Origin of the sequence: Nocardioides sp., assembly GCF_044226765.1 — a bacterium.
Taxonomy (GTDB): Bacteria; Actinomycetota; Actinomycetes; order Propionibacteriales; family Nocardioidaceae; genus Nocardioides.
In genome coordinates, this window is the sequence record NZ_JBGAGJ010000002.1 from 189,761 (window position 1) to 207,004 (window position 17,244).

13 protein-coding genes are annotated in these 17,244 nt (G+C 67.5%); 9 read left to right on the forward strand and 4 right to left on the reverse strand.

Annotated features, from left to right (window positions below):
• Positions 1-390, forward strand: a complete 390-nt coding sequence (locus ACILRH_RS05725) for a hypothetical protein (RefSeq protein WP_395691490.1) — start codon at positions 1-3, stop codon at positions 388-390.
• A gap of 117 nt (positions 391-507) precedes the next feature.
• Positions 508-1,056 (forward strand): hypothetical protein, encoded by a 549-nt coding sequence (locus tag ACILRH_RS05730; protein ID WP_395691492.1) that lies wholly within the window; start codon positions 508-510, stop codon positions 1,054-1,056.
• 177 nt (positions 1,057-1,233) lie between these two features.
• Here ACILRH_RS05730 and ACILRH_RS05735 read toward each other — a convergent pair whose 3' ends face one another.
• On the reverse strand, positions 1,234-1,890 hold the full coding sequence (locus tag ACILRH_RS05735; protein ID WP_395691494.1) for a helix-turn-helix domain-containing protein: 657 nt from the start codon (positions 1,888-1,890) through the stop codon (positions 1,234-1,236).
• A 98-nt stretch (positions 1,891-1,988) separates the two neighbouring features.
• Between ACILRH_RS05735 and ACILRH_RS05740 the strand changes: the two genes are divergently transcribed.
• A complete protein-coding gene (locus tag ACILRH_RS05740; RefSeq protein WP_395691495.1) occupies positions 1,989-2,939 on the forward strand; it encodes a hypothetical protein in 951 nt (316 codons plus the stop codon).
• Here the strand turns inward: ACILRH_RS05740 and mobF are convergent.
• The 3 genes from mobF to ACILRH_RS05755 form a co-directional block, all read right to left on the reverse strand.
• On the reverse strand, positions 2,860-6,453 hold the full coding sequence (mobF, locus tag ACILRH_RS05745; RefSeq protein ID WP_395691497.1) for a MobF family relaxase: 3,594 nt from the start codon (positions 6,451-6,453) through the stop codon (positions 2,860-2,862). The two genes, ACILRH_RS05740 and mobF, sit on opposite strands and share 80 nt — an antisense overlap.
• Positions 6,454-6,637: 184 nt before the next feature.
• Complete coding sequence (locus ACILRH_RS05750; protein ID WP_395691498.1) at positions 6,638-8,200, reverse strand: hypothetical protein; 1,563 nt, start codon at positions 8,198-8,200, stop codon at positions 6,638-6,640.
• Between the two features lie 16 nt (positions 8,201-8,216).
• Positions 8,217-9,215 (reverse strand): DUF2510 domain-containing protein, encoded by a 999-nt coding sequence (locus ACILRH_RS05755; protein ID WP_395691499.1) that lies wholly within the window; start codon positions 9,213-9,215, stop codon positions 8,217-8,219.
• Positions 9,216-9,308: 93 nt separating this feature from the next.
• Between ACILRH_RS05755 and ACILRH_RS05760 the strand changes: the two genes are divergently transcribed.
• The 6 genes from ACILRH_RS05760 (at position 9,309) to ACILRH_RS05785 (ending at position 17,012) form a co-directional block, all read left to right on the forward strand.
• Positions 9,309-11,054 (forward strand): ATP-binding protein, encoded by a 1,746-nt coding sequence (locus ACILRH_RS05760; protein ID WP_395691501.1) that lies wholly within the window; start codon positions 9,309-9,311, stop codon positions 11,052-11,054.
• An 18-nt stretch (positions 11,055-11,072) separates the two neighbouring features.
• A complete protein-coding gene (locus ACILRH_RS05765; RefSeq protein WP_395691502.1) occupies positions 11,073-12,233 on the forward strand; it encodes an exonuclease SbcCD subunit D in 1,161 nt (386 codons plus the stop codon).
• On the forward strand, positions 12,233-14,677 hold the full coding sequence (locus tag ACILRH_RS05770) for an AAA family ATPase (protein WP_395691504.1): 2,445 nt from the start codon (positions 12,233-12,235) through the stop codon (positions 14,675-14,677). Before ACILRH_RS05765 ends, ACILRH_RS05770 begins: the two co-directional genes overlap by 1 nt.
• A gap of 47 nt (positions 14,678-14,724) precedes the next feature.
• The gene (locus ACILRH_RS05775; protein ID WP_395691506.1) at positions 14,725-15,612 is read left to right on the forward strand and encodes a DNA double-strand break repair nuclease NurA; all 888 of its coding nucleotides are present in this window, start codon (positions 14,725-14,727) and stop codon (positions 15,610-15,612) included.
• A 280-nt stretch (positions 15,613-15,892) separates the two neighbouring features.
• A complete protein-coding gene (locus tag ACILRH_RS05780) occupies positions 15,893-16,090 on the forward strand; it encodes a helix-turn-helix domain-containing protein (protein WP_395691508.1) in 198 nt (65 codons plus the stop codon).
• Positions 16,091-16,157: 67 nt separating this feature from the next.
• Entirely contained in the window at positions 16,158-17,012 is an 855-nt protein-coding gene (locus ACILRH_RS05785; protein WP_395691509.1) for a nuclease-related domain-containing protein, read from the forward strand.
• The last annotated feature ends 232 nt before the right edge of the window (positions 17,013-17,244 follow it).

Here is a 17,244-nt window from a genome sequence, read left to right on the forward strand (position 1 = left end):
ATGACGCTGGCACTTGGCTCGCAGCTGCGAATAGAGATCATGGAGCTCCGGATCCGCCTCGAGCTCTTGGGGGCACGTGCATTCGACGAGGTCTGTCGGCCGAGCGTGCGCGGTAGGCAGTCGCGTGCGAAGCATCGATTGCTTTTTCTCCTTGACGCTGTGTCCGACGACGAGAGCGTAGAGGCGTACAAGCTCCTTCGACTGGGCGCGTACGTGATGGATCAGAGCTCGAACATCCTCCACGGACGTAGCGGGCTTGTCGATCTTCCGCGTGTGATCGTCGAGGAGTGGCGAAGCATCGTCGAACGGCTTGAGGTGTTCGCCCCGGTCTCGCAGCCTGAGGAAGAGGCGTCCGGAGCACTTCGGTCGACGGATGACATCGACCGCTGACTTCGGCGATCGCGTCTGCGTTTCCAGCTCACAGCATCTCGACCAAGGTTGACGTCCGCGTATGCGGTGTGCCCGTAATGCCGATCGTCGGTTGCCGCCGGGCGGTACGGTCTCGGTGTGGGCCTGGCACTCGAGAACCTGGATGACACGACGCGACGGTGCATGCTCGATGAGTTCGAACGAGATGTGGCGGACGAGTGCTTGTACTACAGCAAATGGTTCACCGAACGGGGTAAGCGGGAGTATCCCGAGCTTTGCCGCAGCGCGATCACGACTGGGTCAGACGATTCGCTGGCCGCGGGGCTGGGGGCGCCCGGGCTTTTCGTAGACCGATACGAGAAGAAGACCCCGCGTGGCGGCATCACTGTCGCCGCCGTGCCTCACACCGCACCGAATACGTTTGCTGAAGGCGAGTTCAACCGGTACTACCTCCGAGGCCTCTGTGCCCGACTCATTGCCGAAGGCAGCGGACAGATCGAGATCTATCGGGCACGAAGCTCAGCGCAAGCAAGGACTGCGTCCGAGGCAATGATTGGCGCGATCCTTGACCCTGCAGCACTCTTGGCGGATCTGCGGGCCAACATGGGCGTAGACACGGCTCTGGGCCTTCCACCTGGTCCAAACTCCGGGCTGAGCGGACGAATCGCCTCAGGCCCACGGCCGTGAAACTCGCCCGACCGCTGATCGTCGGTGCGGAGCTGGAAACAGCGCCGAAGAGGGCCAACGCGTCCGCCATGGCGTGACGACACGGCGAGTCTTCAAACGTGGGCGCACGCATCTGGTCGCGTCGCAGTCCCATCTCTCAGCTGGCCGGACGGACGCCACGAGCCAACGACGATGACTCTAGCTTTGCTCTCGATGGCGAAGCGTGCGCCTGATTTCGTCAACCGTGAGTCCCCGGCTGGCCATCTGGCGGATGGCGCGTTCTCGGGCACGACCGCCGACCGACCTGCTGTGCTTGTTCTGTCTTTCCGCTCGCGCGTCGGCGAGCCAGCCCATGCCGGCGGTGAGCACTAGGGGCTGCCATTCGTTGCGTAGCTCCGCGGGGAGCCGTGGGGCGAGGTCGGGCCAGGCGTCGACGAGGAGGGCGCCGTCGAGATGGTTGAAGAGCTGCTCCCCGTCGCCGTGGGTGAGCAGCCACGCGTAAGCATCGATGCGGCCATCGCGGTTCAGCAGGTCGGACGTGCGCAGGCTTCGATCGGCGTCGCGCACGTCGATCGGGGCGAAGCAGGCGGGTGGGTCGACGCGCCAGAGTTGGTCGGGCACGAGGTAGGTCCCGCCGCGTCCGCCGTGGACCTCGCGGAAGGTCACCCGCGGCTGGAGGCCGAGGTCGAATCCGAGGGAGTGGAGGATGCGCTCGGCCACGGCGAGCGTCGGTGACTTCGTGCCTCGCTCATACGCCGAGAGCGTGGGCTGGGACGTCCCGGACCGGCGCGCGACGGCCTCCTGGGTCAGCCCGCGGGCGACACGGGCGGCCTCCAGCAGCGAGCGGCGGTCCACGACCAGAAGATATCCAAAAGGATCTGGCACGCCCATAAGGCGACGATGGCCCGCACACCTGTCCTCCAAAGGCACCAGCTGACCTGAAGGAGTGCGAGATGAGCGTGGCTGACTACTTCGGACTCGACGACCCGGAGTCCCTACTGATGAACGACGCGCGGGCCGGGTGGCTCCGGTGGTGCGCCGAGGACCCCGACCTCGCGGTCGTCGACGACCTGACCGACCTCCGGGCCTGGACCTGGCGAGCGGAGAGCGAGGCGAAGGGGCGCGTCTTCGGTCGCCTGGCCGAGGTCGCGCAGACCGAGGACGCAGCGCGAGCTGCGCTGGTCTGGCTGCTCCTGCCCGGCGCGATCAACCTGGCCGACGGATTGCGCGACCTGACCGCGGACATCGACGGGCTGGTCGCCGGCCAGCTCTGGATTGAGGTTGCCCGCAGCCACCTGCACTCGCCGTACGGGCTGGCGAAGGCCGTCCTCAACAGCACCCGACGTGCGGTGCTGGCCGAGCTGGGAGTCGGCAGCCATGGAAGGCAACGTGATCGGGCGTGGAGCCAGACAGTCCTGCTGGACCGGTTCGAGGATCAGGCGGTGCAGCTCGAGCCCGAGCGCGTCGACCCGTACGACGAGCTGGTCGAGGTGCTCGACGCCGCGCTGCGCGACAACGCCGTCGGGTGCATCGACATCTGGCTCCTGCACGAGCTGGCGGTCGCGGCACAGGACGCGGACGCGCCGATGCGCAGAGGCCGGTGCGGGCTCACGTCGCCGGCTTTGGTCGACCAGATCGCCCGCCGGCGTCCGGAGGCCGCGCGCACGCTGCGGCGTTGGCTCGGCAGCGCGGTCGACCAGCTCGCGGCGTACGTCGACTGCTGGCAGGACGACGCCCGGCTCGGCCAGTGGCGCGCCGACCATCCGCACCGGCTGCCCACCGAGAAGGAGCTGCTCGAGACCGAGCGGGTCTACGACGAGTTGCTCACAAGTCGTGGCCAGGGCCCTGGCTGGGAGCCGATCGGGACGGACGGGGTTCCGCTGGTGCTGCGCGCCTCGGCGTGAGCTGGGTGCGGATCCGGTACGCCAACGCGGCTGTCGGGTGGTCGTCGGGCAGCGGCTTGCGGGAGGCGGCGCGGGCAAGCAGCCGCTCGGCGTCGTGCCCGGTCCGCTGCAGGCGGTCGAGCTCGCGCGCCAGCTGCAGGGTCTGGTCGTCGCTGCGGCCGACGTACCCGACGATCTTCGCCTCCCAGGCGCGGACGATGTCGGTGTAGCGCTGGTCGATCCGGGTGGTGAGGGTGCGGTGGTACGCCGCAGCCGCGTCTGCGTCCGGTGGCGGGCCGGCGAGTCGGCGGTCGTCGTCCGGGACGCCCTGAGCCGCCCGCCACAGAGCGACCTCGCCGTAGAGCGGGCCGTCGAGGACGTCGGCATACCGCTCGGCCCACGTCGGCAGCGTGTCCCGCGGCTGGGGGCGGACACCGTCGACCAGGGTGCGCACCCGCTGGGCACGGGCCTCGAGGTACGGGCCCCAGGTCTCGTGACGCGTGAGGTCGGCCGGGATGCCGGGTAGCCAGGGGAGTGGGCCGGCGCCCGCGGCATCCAGCTCGACCTCCCAGCCCGAGCCGAGCACGCGCCGGGCGCCAAGGGCGACCGCGTCGGCGTACCGGACGACCGCCTCGTGCAGCTGTGCCTCCACACGTGCGGCCGAGGCGGCCCTGGTGGTGGCGGAGACGGCGGCGCCGTCGCGGGCGAGGATGCCTTCGAGCATCTCGGTGGCAGTGAGCTGGTCGCCCAGGCCGGGCAGGGCGAGCTGGTGCGGGTCGGTGGGGGCGGCGAGCACGACGTGGGCGTGGTTCTCGCTGCGGCCGCGGGTGAGCATCGTGTAGAGCAGCTGCCGGGACTCCTCGCCAGTGACGATGCCGTGCATCGCGTCCGCGGTGAGGCCCTGGGCGGTGTGCACGGTGCTGGAGTAGCCGAGGTCGACGTGCGCGGCGACGTACTCCGCGGGCAGGATCGTCGTCAGCCCGGAGCCGGTGTGCCGCACCGTCAGGGCGCCGGCGCGAAGGCTGGTGACGTTCCAGCGGTCTCCGTTCTTGACCCAGTCGGTGCCGCTGACGCCGAGGCGGCGGTCGTTGTGGCGGGTGATGATCGTGTCGCCGACCGACGCGTGGTTGCCGTCGCGTAGCGGCACCTCGGTGTGTGGGTTCGCCCCGTTGAGGCGTACGGCGCGGGCGCGTGCGTTGAGCTCGGCGACGAGCTCGCGGGTGGGGGCGAGCATCAGGCAGTCGCGGCCGTCGGCGGTCTCGCGGATCCAGGAGTCGAAGACGGCCGCGACGCAGGTCTCGGTGTCGCCGACGTGGACGCGGTCATGGTCGAGGTAGTACCCGAGCGCGGCGGGGTCGCCCTCGCGCAGGTCGAGGGAGGCGGCTGCCTCGGCGGGATCGGCGAACCGGACGACCTCGTCGAGCCGGTCGGCGCCGTGCCGGTGGGCGATGTCGCGGAGGACGCCGCCGGCGCGGATCGCGGCGAGCTGCTGGTCGTCGCCGATCAGCCGGACGGTGGCGCCGCGACCCAGGCAGAAGCCGACGACCCGGTCGAGGGTGAGGGTGTCGGCCATGCCGGCCTCGTCGATGACGATCAGGCTCTGCGGCCCGATGTCGGCGGCCCAGCTCTCGAACCGGCCGGTGCTGATCTGGTGGTCGAGCTTGGCCAGGGTCTCGCTGAAGATCTCGGCGGCGTCGGTGAGCACGGCGGCCGCAGCGGCCGAGGGGGTGAGCCCGATCGCGTCGTACCCGCGGTCGGTCCACACCTGCGTCAGCACTTTCATCGCGGTGGTCTTGCCCGACCCCGCGGGCGCGAGCGCGAGCCGGACCTGGCGGTCGCTGCTAGCCATCGCCAGCACCAGGTCACGCTGGCCGCTGTTGAGCCGGTCACCGGCGACCGCGGCGGCGCGGATGGTGATCTCGACCTCCTCGGGGTCGAACGAGAACGCGCCGTTCATCCCCGCTGCCGCGACCAGTCGCTCCTCGGCGTCGAGGACGTGGGCGCTGGTGAAGGGGTCCCGGCCGGTGTGGCGGTAGACGCTGGTGCCGTCCGAGCGCCGCAGCGCATCGGGCTCGGCGATCGGGTCGCGGTCGGGGGTCAGGTTGACGAACAGCTGCTCGGTGGCGTCGACGACCCACTGCACGACCTCGCTAACGCGATCGGCAGGTACGGCGACGTCGCGCACCTGGCGCTGCGCCTCGGCGTACACGTGCCAGGACTGCCAGGTCGCCTGATGCGACTCGAGCTCACTCAGCACGCGTTGCGCCGTCGCGTTCACCCAGTCCGCCGACACCTGCTGCGGCTCGGGAGCGCTCGGGTGCAGCGCGGTGCGAATCATCGCGTCGAGCCTCGCCGAGCCGAGGAGGTCCCTGGCCTGCCGCAGCCACGCGTCGCGCTGCTCGGTCTCCGATCGGGGCTCGTGCTTGGCCTGGCGAGTCTCCAGGTTCGCCTGTTGCGCCAGCGCGACGGCCTCGACCGGCGTCGGTGGCCGCCCCTGCGCGCGGGTGAAGTCGCGTGCCAGCTCGCGCTGGCGCTTGGTGATGTCGGATCGACGTGTCGACCAGAGCCGACACAGGCTCGGGTCGACCCCGACGATCTCGCGCACCGGCCGCTTGCCGCCCGGCAGGGCCGGTCGAGCGTCGAAGCGGACGCCGAGGAGCGCGTGCAGGTGGTGCTCCAGCGCGGTGTTGTAGGTCTCCGAGGCGGCTACGACGTGCTGGTGGAGCACCCGGCCGTAGATCGAGAGCCACTTGCCCTCGCGGGTCTGCACCTTGTTGGCGACGGCGACGTGGGTGTGCAGGTCGGGGTCGCCGGCGCGGGAGTCGCGGTGGGTGAAGGCGGTCGCGATCAGCCCGCGGGTCTCGACCTGCCGAGCGCCGTTCGCGCCCTCGCGGGTGAAGATGACCTCGCGCTCGAGGTAGGCGAGGGCGTCGGCGACCGCAGCGCCGTGAGCCTGCTCGATCAGCTTGGCGACCTCGGGCGGGGCGACCGCCCAGAGCGTCGAGACCGACTTCACCGGGCTGAACGTCAGGTCGTACCCGGCGACCGCGGTCTGCCGTGGCCGTGAGTAGCGAGCCAGCGCAGCCGACAGCTCCCGCTCCGAGGCCGGCTCGCGATCGTGCTCCCGGACGAACCACTCCCGTGCGACCTCCGACCTGATCCGGGCGACGAGGTCGTCAGGCGGACGACCGGCCGCGGAGGTTGACCTTCTCGAAACCCGCCGCTGCACCTCGGCGTTGAACCCGTCGACGCCCTCGGTCCCGTAGACCTTGTACGCCGACCCGAGCGGCTCACCCGTCAGCGGATGCGAACCGGAGCCGAACAGGTGCTTCATCTGCTCGGCTGTGACTCCGTCCCCGGCCTCGAGTCCGTTGACCCCTTCGAACCCCGAGCCGACCCAGCGACCTGGCGCCTCGCCCCCCGCTGCGTAGTAGTCGGCCAGGGGAGTGGCGCCCTTCTCCGTCGAGTCGAGCGCCGCGACCTGGTCGGTCAGGTACTCGTAGCCCGACCCGGCCGACAGCTTGTGCAGCGTCATCACATGCCCCAGGGCCACCAGCACGCCGTGAGTGGCCAGGACGGACGGACCAATGAAAGAGGTGTGTGGGAGAAGGGGAGAGGGAGGGAGAAGAAGGAGGGGCGAGAGAAGGGAAGGGACAGGAATGGAAGGAGGGGGCAGGCGACGGATGCGGGGAACGGGGGAGGAGACTCGGCGAAGCGGGTCAGTTCCTGTTGCTGTCGTCCCTGAGCTTTCGGCCGACGTGACCCACGACAAGCTTCCGGCTCTCGTCGTCCTTGTACCAGTAGATCCGGAGGATCGTCGGCGGTGCCCCGACTCCGCGCCGCAGATGGGGGCCGAGCATGGCCTTCTGGCCTTTGTACGTGATGGCGTAGTCGGACTCGTAGGTTGAAAGGGCCGTTTGGGAGACACCGGGTCGGTACGTCACCGGACGCGAATCGAACTCCGCCCTGAAGTCCCCTGTCATCGAATCGGTTGCCCAACGATGCGCAACCTCCTGAAGGACGCGGAGGTCAGCGAGAACTTGCTCGGGACTGCTGTAGAGGCTCTCGCTTGCACTCTCATAGGCCGACTGCGTGAAGAACAGGTCAGGGCAGCTGGGCGCCGCGATCTCGACTGCCTCGCGAACTGTGGTCGGGATCCGGTCCTCAGCTGCTGCGACGACTACCTCGTCCGAGTGATCCTGAGCGAGCGCTGCCCACGCCTTACGCTGGGCAACGTTTGCCTCCCGCTCCTCTTCGAGCTCCCGTTCAAGCTCGATCATGCGGTCGTCGGCGATGCGCTTTGCCTCCGCGAGCTCGTCAAACTCCTTACTGAATGCCTCGAACTCGTCGGCGGTGAGGCCGCCGCGAGCCTCCTTCGCAGCGGATTGCTGTGCCTCTCGGCGTGCGCGTGCCTCGGCGGCTACGCGGACGGCGGCCTCGCGACGGAGGGCGGTCTCCAACTTAGGAGGTCCGAAGGCGGATCCAGCTGCTTTCCCAAGGCGCACAGACAGGTTGTCGACGAATGCTTCGATTCCGCCGCGTTGGCCGGGATACATGAACAATGGGTGACGGTAGGGATGCGCGTCGCGGTTGAAGCCCGGCCAGTACAACCTGATGGCACCGCCAAACACGCTCCTGGTCGGGGTGATCAGGTCCGACACGTCGTAGGTCGTCGGAGGCTCGACAGCGACGACGTGTGCGATCCCGGAGAGGCGACGTGCGAGGATCTGCGGAACGATGGGTGGGTTCCCTCCGCTCGGTCGCGTAACCGCGACAACCGGCAGATGGCGCGTCGACGACTCCAAGAAGTCCACGTAGCGTGCGGCTTCTACGGGTGACACCGTCCAGACTTGCTCGACTGGATGACCGTCGACCTCCATCCGGTAGTGGTCCGCGAGGCTGTTGAGAAATCGGGGCGCCCCGACGCTCACGCTCGGGTCGATCACGACACCCTCATCCCGAGGCTCGAGACCGATTCGGAGTCGAATCCAAGCGCCGTCATCGTCCCGCCCAATCCAGATGGTCGTCTGCCAAGACCATGGGCCCGACGGGTCTTGCTGTGTCACCGCAAGTCGTGAGAGTCGACCATGGTCTCCAGCGATCGTCGCCCATCGTGCCGTTGTGGCGCCGAGCAGATCCGAGCCGTCACTCCAGTCGCTGATGCCAATGCCTACGCGTTCCTTTGCCCACGTGGCGATGATCTTCTTCACGCCTTCTTCAGGGGGCATCGGCGACGGCACCAGAGGGTGGAGTGGCACGTGCGTTGCGTAGACGTACTGCATGGCGCTCTGTCTATGCCTACTCGGCCGTGTGCTCGGTCCAGGCTTGCCCGTCCCAATACCGAAGTCGGGCGACGCCGTGGGGATCTGCATACCAATCGGCGGGAGGCAAGGGCGGAGGTGCCGCGGGTGATGCGTCCTCCGCTTGGGCGGACGCGCCGCCGTCGTCGGCGGCTTCTGGCGAAGGTCTACCGGTGGTTTGCGGCAGGGAATCGAACCATGCCTGGTCTAGCTCGTGAGCGCGCTTTGTGTAGAGCACGACCTCTGCCTTCAGTTGGTTACCTTTGACGATCGCTCGCACAGCGCACGCGTGGCCTCGTTCGCGGAGGAATCGGATGGCCGGCTCTAGATCGCCCGACATCTTGGGCGTGAGCCGACCCACCGTCTGGTCATCGATCTTGACCTCGACAAATGGCTTGGGCGTTCTTCCGGATTCGTCGACGGCTTCGTGCAGCGTCGCGTGCACCCAGCACTCGCCGTGGGGGGTCAAGTATCTCGACGTTGCTTCGCGGTAGTTCTCTTCGCCCGTGACTTGGATCGCTGATCCCATTGGGAGAAGCTGGTGAGGAACGTCCGGCGCCTGGTTGACGGGTCGAAGAAGATGAGGCTCCGGGAGATCGATCCGCACCGAGCCGAAGAACTTCTTTCCGCGAGAGTCCCAGTCCTCGCGATTCATGCCCCACACGCGGGCCATGGTCGCGGCATTCAAGCCCTCCGCTTGGATCGCGTCGAGGGCCGGAGCGTAGCGCTTCGCGTCTTCACGGGCAAGGAAGCCGATCACTCCGCTCGACGCTCGAATCTCGACCGCGTTCGAGTCGTGCTTGTTCGAGGGGTCGTGAACGACAGTCACCGGCACCAGCGCCTCTGCCCCGTCAGGAGGGAGGGGGTTTGGCAGGAGCGCCTGAAGCTCCCGGGTGTAGTGGGACTCTCCGACGACGTCGACACCGGCCCAACCTCGTTGACCCCAAACCTCCAAGGTCGACCCTGCGCTCGTACGCCGCGCGTTGAAGAGACCCATCCCGAAATTCCCCGCATGTTGTTCCTGCACTCAGGGATGTCACGCTAGTCGGTTCTCCGGTTTGAGTCGGGGGGTTCGCCTAGATTGCCTTGCATGGCTGATATCGACTCCATGGAGCAAGGCGGCGTCGGACGGGTTCTCGGGACGCAGCCGGCCTCCCCGCTCACGTTCTGGACGGCGCTGCTGCCTGATAAATGGCTCCAGCTCGACGACGTCGTCGTTACTCGGCGCGAGGTACCTGGGCGTGGCGAGGTGACGACATCGGGGGTCGTAACGCAAGTGCAGGCCCGACACGAAGGTGCGAGCTTCGAGTCCGATGTGCACCTAATTGCTGAAGGCGCCCTACCGGGCGAGGTTGTGGAGTCCGCTGAAGTGACTGTGACCCGGGTCGAGCCGGAAGTCTTCGTACCGCCGACGCCGGGCGCGTCCGTTCGGCGCGCCGATGGCAAGGAGCGTGACGTCGCTCTCTACTTCGACTCCATGGAACGACGCCTCCCGATAGGCATCGGCCGGGACGGCCTCCCCCTCTACGCGAACTTCGACTTCGTAGACGGCACTAAGGGCGCGCACGTCTCGATCTCCGGCATCTCCGGTGTTGCCACAAAGACCAGCTACGCGCTCTTCCTGCTGCACTCGGTCTTCACATCCAAGGTCCTCGGCGCTAAGGCCGTCAACACCAAGGCGCTGGTCTATTGCGTCAAGGGTGAGGACCTCCTCTATCTCGACTATCCGAACACCATGCTCACGTCGGAAGCGGCCGCAAAGTACGCCGACTTGGGGCTTCCTGCGGAGCCATTCAGATCCGTCCACGTCTTCGCTCCTCCGCGGCCAGGTGACCCAGCCGGAACTCCCAACGTCAGCGGACGTGCGGGAGGAGCAGTGTCAGCGATGTTCTGGACACTGCAGGAGTTCTGTCGTGATGAGTTGCTGCCGTTCTGCTTTGCCGACGCCGAAGACGACCGGGCGCAGTACACCCTCCTAATCGGGCAGGTGGCGGCACGCCTGAGGCGTGACGCTGCCTCGGTGGGTGACTCGGGTGCGGTGAGCATCGACGGCACCATCGTGCGCGACTGGGCCGCATTGGTGGATCTGCTCGACACTGAGCTCACAGACGACGTTGCACGGGTCAATTGGGTGCCCGCGTCGACGGCACTCGGCTCGGTCAACGCATTCCTCCGACGTCTGCACTCTTCGGTGCGCCCATTGGGTCCACTAATCCGGGGAGATCTGGACCTCCGCGGTCGCACTCAGGTGACAACGTCAGAGGCCCAGGTGACTGTTGTGGACCTGCACGCATTGCCTGACCGGGCCCAGAGGTTCGTCGTCGGAACTACGCTCCGGCGCGAGTTGTCGTCGAAAGAGGCGAGTGGGTCAGCTGATCCACTGACCTTCATCGTGCTGGACGAGCTGAACAAGTACGCGCCGAGAGAGGGCTCACACCCGATCAAGGAGATCCTGCTTGACGTGGCCGAGCGTGGACGCTCGCTCGGGGTGATCCTCATCGGCGCGCAGCAGACCGCCTCCGAGGTCGAGCGTCGGATCGTGTCCAACTGCGCACTACGAGTAGCAGGGCGTCTCGACTCCGCTGAGGCGGGTCGCCCAGAGTATGGCTTCTTGCCCACGGCCTTCCGTCAGCGTGCCGTCCTTGCGAAGCCAGGCTCGATGTTCGTGTCTCAGCCCGACATTCCGGTTCCGTTGAGCGTGGAGTTCCCGTTTCCTGCTTGGGCTACTCGCGTGGCCGAGGCGGGCGAGCCTCCATCCGTCGGGAGGGCCGTATCCGCCGATCCGTTCGCCCGGGTTGCCGCTCCAAGTCCCGACGACGAGCCAGCTCCGTTCTGAGCATGCGAGGGGACTCCGATGCGTATCCTCCACACCGCTGACTGGCACGTGGGCAAGGTCCTCAAGGGCCGCCCGCGCCTTGAAGAGCACGATGCAGTGCTACGCGACCTCATCCGTGTCGCTCGTGAGGAGGACGTCGACCTCGTCGTCGTGGCCGGTGACGTCTTCGACACATCGACCCCGACCCCAGACGCGCAGACCCTCGTGATCCGCACTCTTCTCGGCATGCGGGAGGACGGCCGGCACGTCATCGTTGAAGCCGGCAACCATGACAATCCCCGTCAGCTCGACGTCTTCCGGCCGATCCTCGGCGAGCTCGGCATCACCGTTGTCGGTCAGCCGCGCCGACCGTCGGACGGCGGCCGACTGGAGCTTACGACTCGTTCGGGCGAACGGGCGCGCGTGGCGGTGCTCCCGTTCATTTCGCAACGCAACGCGATCAGCGCGAGCCAGACGATGACGCAGACCGAGGCGGACAACAACCGTGTCTACGCCGACAACCTGAAGGCGATGATCGACGCCCTCACGGAAGGCTTCGACGCAGCCGGTGCCGTCAACCTGTTGATGACGCACGCCACCCTCGTTGGAGGCGCCCGTGGTGGCGGAGAGCGCGAGTCGCAGACCGTGTTCGAGTACGCCCTCCCGGCGACCCTCTTTCCCAGCCACCTTCACTACGCCGCTCTTGGCCACCTACACCGTCGCCAGACAATCCCCGGGCCGGCCCCGCTGCACTACTCCGGTTCGCCGCTGCAGATCGACTTCGGCGAAGGCGACAACCTCTCCCTCGTCGTGATCGTCGACGTCACCGCGGATACACCGGCCCGAACGCGGGACGTCGCGGTCACCGGAGGACGCCGGCTCCGGACCGTATGGGGCACGCTCGACGACCTTGCGACGCTCGACGTCTCGCCTGAGGACTGGCTGCGCGTGGTCGTGAGCGAGAAGCCGCGGGCCGGTTTGGCGGACGACGTACGCGACCTGCTCCCAGGCACGCTCGAGGTCCGGATCGACCCGGAGTTCGACCGACCAACGGCAACGACGACGATGACCCGGACCGCCGGTCGCAGCCCGGTCGAGCTCTTCGGTGATTACCTCACCTCCCAGAATCGAGGCGACACGGAAGTGCTCACGAAGCGGTTCGCGGAGCTCCTCGATGAGGTCCAAGGGGTGAGTACCTGATGCGCCCGCTGCGTCTCGACATCGAGGGCTTCGGCACGTTCCGTGATCCGGTGACCCTCGACTTTTCCGACACCGACTTCTTCGCTCTGGTCGGTCCTACCGGCTCTGGGAAGACCACCGTCATCGACGCGATCTGCTTTGCGCTCTACGGCTCCGCTCCGCGCTGGCCACGCAAGAACCAGGTTTCACTCGCCCTCGCGCCATCCACGAGCCATGCCCGCGTTGCGCTGGTCTTTGTGGTCGCCGGGAAGACGTACGCCGCGGTGCGCGTCCTCGCTCGCGCTGCTCGCGGCCAGGTGTCGACCAAGCAGAGCCGACTCATCTCGCTCCCGGCCGACATCTCCCTCGAGGGGAACCTGGGCGACCTCCTCAGCGAGGAGCTCGAGTCCTTTGCCGACTCCCCGGCGACAATGGACGAGGCGGTCGCGAGAATCCTCGGACTGACCTTCGAGCACTTCACACAGAGCGTCGTTCTCCCGCAGGGCGGCTTCGCGAAGTTTCTGCACGCGGAGAAGCGGGAGCGGCAGGACATGCTCGTTTCGCTGCTCGGCCTCAGTGTCTACGAGAAGGTCGCGCAACGCGCCAACCAGCTCGCTAAGGACGCAGGCATCCGAGCCGGCACCCTGACCGAGGAACTCCGGACGTACGCCGACGCGACCGAGGCCGCTGAGCAGGCGGCCGCCGACAGGCATAGGGAGCTCACGACGCTGGAGGAGGGGCTCGAAGCCATGCTGAAGCCGTGGCACGACGCCGACGCTTCCCGAGCCAAGACCAAGGAGGCGGCGGCGGCCCACGAAGCGAGCCTGACGGCACTGAGCACGGTAGTGGCTCCTGCCGGGCTCACCGCCCTTGCCGACGACCGGGCCGCTGCCACCGCGGGTCTCACCTCTGCCGAGAAGGCCGAGAGCGTGGCCGACGCCAGCGTCGAGGCGGCCGAGGCGACAGCAGCTGAGGCAGGGGACGTGGGGACCTGGAAGCAACTCATTGACGCTCACGCCCAGTTCGGGGACCTGACGGCGAGGGAGGCTGGGGCCGCCGGCGAGGCCGCGGCTACGGCCTCGGCCCTCGAGCAGGCGCGCTCGACCGCGCAGGCGGCCGACGGAGACCTCGAGGCGGCTCGTGCTCTCCGGGAGAAGGTGCGCATCGCCCATCAGGCGGATGACCTCGCCGCGACTCTCGTCCCCGGGGAGCCGTGCCCGGTGTGCCTGCAGACCGTCGCGACCCTGCCTGACCGGTTCGCCCACGAGGGCCTTGCCGAGGCAGATGTGAGAGTCGCCGCGACCGAGACAGCCCGGAAAGTGGCACACACTGCGCTGAGCGACGCCCAGCTCGCCAACCAACGCGCGTTGGACGCGTTGGCGCACCTCGGCGACGACCTCGCCGCGCTCGGCCCTACTCTGGACGGTCAGCCAGATGCGGCGGCGGCCCAGACCTCGTACGCCGCGGCGGTCGAGGCCACTGGCGCGCTCACGACCGCCACGCAGGTCGCCCGCACAGCGCGCGAGGCGGCACGGAAGGCACGAGAGGCGCTCAAAGCGCTCGATGACAGGTGGGCCGACGCCGGGCGCCTGCTTGGCCAGACCCGCGACCGGGTGGCCCAGCTCGCCCCGCCAGAAGCCACGGGCGACCACATTGCCGACTGGGAGACCTTGACCACCTGGGCGCGGGCCAAGGCTGACGAGGTGGCCGTTCTGAGCGCCGAGCTCGACAAGCAGCGACTGCTCGCCGAGCAGGAGGAGGCGCGGCAGCGAGCCTCCGTCCTCAAGGTGCTGCAGCGCGCGGGAGTGGATGCACCGGAACGCTTCACCGAAGTGACCGTCCATTCGGCCGTGGCGAAGGCCGTCTCCGACGCCGCCGCCGCGGTGACCCGGGTCAAGGAGCGACGGGCGGGTGCGAAACGCCTGGAGAAGGAGATCGAGAAGCAGCGGGCCTCGGAGGTTCTCCACAAGGAGCTTGGCAACCTACTCAACGCCCGCAACTTCGAGCGCTGGATGGTCGAAGAGGCGCTTCAGGCGATGATGGTCGAGGCATCTGCCAACCTCAGCCAGCTCTCCGGCGGACAGTTCGAGCTGGTCATTGACGACAAGCAGGACATCCTGGTTGTCGACCACAACGACGCGAGCAGCCTGCGCCCCGTGCAGACTCTGTCCGGTGGTGAGACGTTTCAGGCCTCGCTCGCTCTCGCGCTTGCGCTTAGCTCGCAGATCGCTGCCCTCTCGCCCCACACCGGCCAGCTCGACACGATCCTGCTCGACGAGGGTTTCGGCACCCTCGACCCCTCGACACTCGACGTCGTTGCCAGCACCCTTGAGCAGCTGGCAGGTGGCGGCGAGCGCACGGTTGGCCTCGTTACCCATGTCGCGGCGCTTGCCGAGCGAGTTCCGGTGCAGTTCAAGGTCAAACGCGAAGGCTCTCGCTCCAGTATCGAAAAGGTCTGGGCGTGACCATTCGCGTTGCTGTAGATCCGTGGGATCCGTCATACGGTTCTGCCTTGAGCGAGTCGGCGCTTGATGACTCGACGGCGACGCTGACACTCGACTTGGAGACACCTCCGGAGTCGTGGGCGCCGGTCTCGGTGGCGAGCGGCGTCTGGCGCCCAACAGAGGTGCTGATTGTTGACGGCGTGCGCCGCATCGATGCGCGAGTGTGGTTCACCCCTCCGGGCGAACCGGTGCCCGTGATGGGCATCGCAGCGAGCTATGCCGCTGGCGTGGTGCGCATCGATGGCCGCGCACGCGTTGAGGCGATTACCCAGTCGCGCGGGGTCTACACGAGTTGCCCCCAGGCGGAAGACCTTGTATCGCCACTCGCGACCTACCCAGTAAGGCACACAGCCGGAGGTGAGTACGACGACCTCATCCTCGCGGTGCAAGGCCACATGCGCGACCTCGAGCTGCAGGCGGCACTGTCGACCCGCACCAGCGAGGATGACCTTCTCGTTGTCGACGGTCCTCTTCGCGGCCGCACGACCATCCCGCGGACGATCGGCTACATCAAGACCCACCAAGCCGCGTACCTGCCGGTGGAGCTGAATGCCGTGGTCGCGGCTCTAGCGCCTGGTGAACGAACCCCAGCGTTCTCAATTGGTACGACTTGGTCCCGGCACACCTGGTATCTCAAACTCCCGGTCGCGTCAGCTTGTCCGTGGGCCGGCATTGTCCGATGCGAGGTATCGGACTCGTTGACAAGAGCCGAGGTGGTCGCTCTCGCCGATGCGTCGACCCAGGTGCTGCCGCCACTCGCCTCGCAAGCGCATAAGGACCCGCGCGCCCCGCAGAACCTCATTCCTATCGGGGGCTTGGAGAAGACGCTCCGCCATCGACTGGGCGACGCCGTGAAGCTCCATCGTTGTCTGAGCCAATATGCCGCGACGACCTGAGTGCGTAGACCAGATCAGGTCCGCGGGCGTGGATGAGGTCAAGGTGGGCGCATGATCGTCCACGGAGCTCCGGAGTCGGATCGAGCGATCGGTTGACCGCCATCTCCGAACTCGACCGCCAGAGGTTCTCGCACACGGTCAACTTGGTCGCATCTGTCGCGCCGAGTCCGACGCGCCAGGCCGAGACAGCCGGGCGGGCGGAGTGGCCACTGGGGGCCAGATCCTGACCTTGGGGTATGCAGGCGGCCACCGGGGCCGCCCACCTACCGAGGGGATATTCATGCCTGCCACGATCACTCGACGCCTCGTCTCACTCGCCGACGCGGCCGATGCGCTCGCCGTGTCGACGCGGACGGTCCGCCGTTACATCGCAGACGGGCAGCTCGACGCCGTACGGCTCGGCCGCAAGACGCTGCGTATCAAGGTCGACTCGATCGAGAGGTTCATCGACGCCAGGCCGGTCGGCAACTGGCGCTGATCAGCGATTCCGCTCCTTGCGGGGGACTGGCTCGCTACGGTCGAACGACTTGAGTGAGAGGGCATGAATGGAGCCGGCTGAGACTACGAACGAGAGGCGGATGAAACTCTGCTATCCGGGCGTCTGTCGTATTTGCGGTGCTGAGCTGGTCGCACGCCAGGAGGCCATCTACGAGCGCGCCTCCAAGACGGTCCGGTGCGCGGAGTGCCCGACCGAGCCTGAAGTCGCAGAGGAGGCGCTGGGCGAGCTCGGGGTAGAGCCGAAGTCGGCCTCCCAGGAGAGTGGGGCTGCCGGCGCCTCGGCGCTGCGAGAGTACGAGCGGCGCAAGACGAGGCGCGAAGAGCAGATCCGGACCAAACATCCGAGGCTCGGAGGTCTGATTCTTGCGGTGTCCGACGATCCGCAGAGCACGAAGGCGTGGGCGTCGGGCGCCAAGGGAGAGGCCGCGCTGGGCGCAAGGCTCGACAAGCACACGTTGGACTCGATCGCAGTCCTGCACGATCGGTGCATCCCTAGGACGAGGGCCAACATCGACCATATCGTCGTGACGCGTGCCGGGGTGTTTGTGGTCGACGCGAAGCGCTACGTCGACAAGCGACCTGAGTCGCGAGTCGAGGGCGGCATCCTGCGGCCGCGAGTGGAGAAACTGACGGTCGGGGGGAGAGATCGCACCACGCTGGTCGACGGTGTGCTCGGCCAGGTCGAGCACGTGCGTGCCGCGCTTGCCGACGAGACCATCGATGTGTCTGGCGTGCTCTGCTTCATCGATGCGGACTGGCCCCTGGTCGGGGGAGCATTCTCCGTCCGCGGCGTACGGGTCGTCTGGCCCAAGAGGCTGAGCAAGATCCTCGACGAAGCGACCGGAGAGGTCGACGTCACCGCCGTCCGCGACCGGATTGCTGCGGCCTTCCCACCGGCCTGACTGTCGTGTTTCGAGGCTCGCTTCTCTCGCACCTCAACCACCAGGGAGCGGTCAGACCCGGTCAGAAGGGCCGGTTCGTTGTTCCCCGAATGTTCCCCGAATTGGAAAGAGACCCTCGAAAGGGCCTCTGACCTGCGGTTATCTGGTGGGCGATACTGGGTTTGAACCAGTACGCCAGTGATCCGGCGAAACTGGGTTTGACCAGCCGAAATGGCTCTCTACCTGCGCTTTC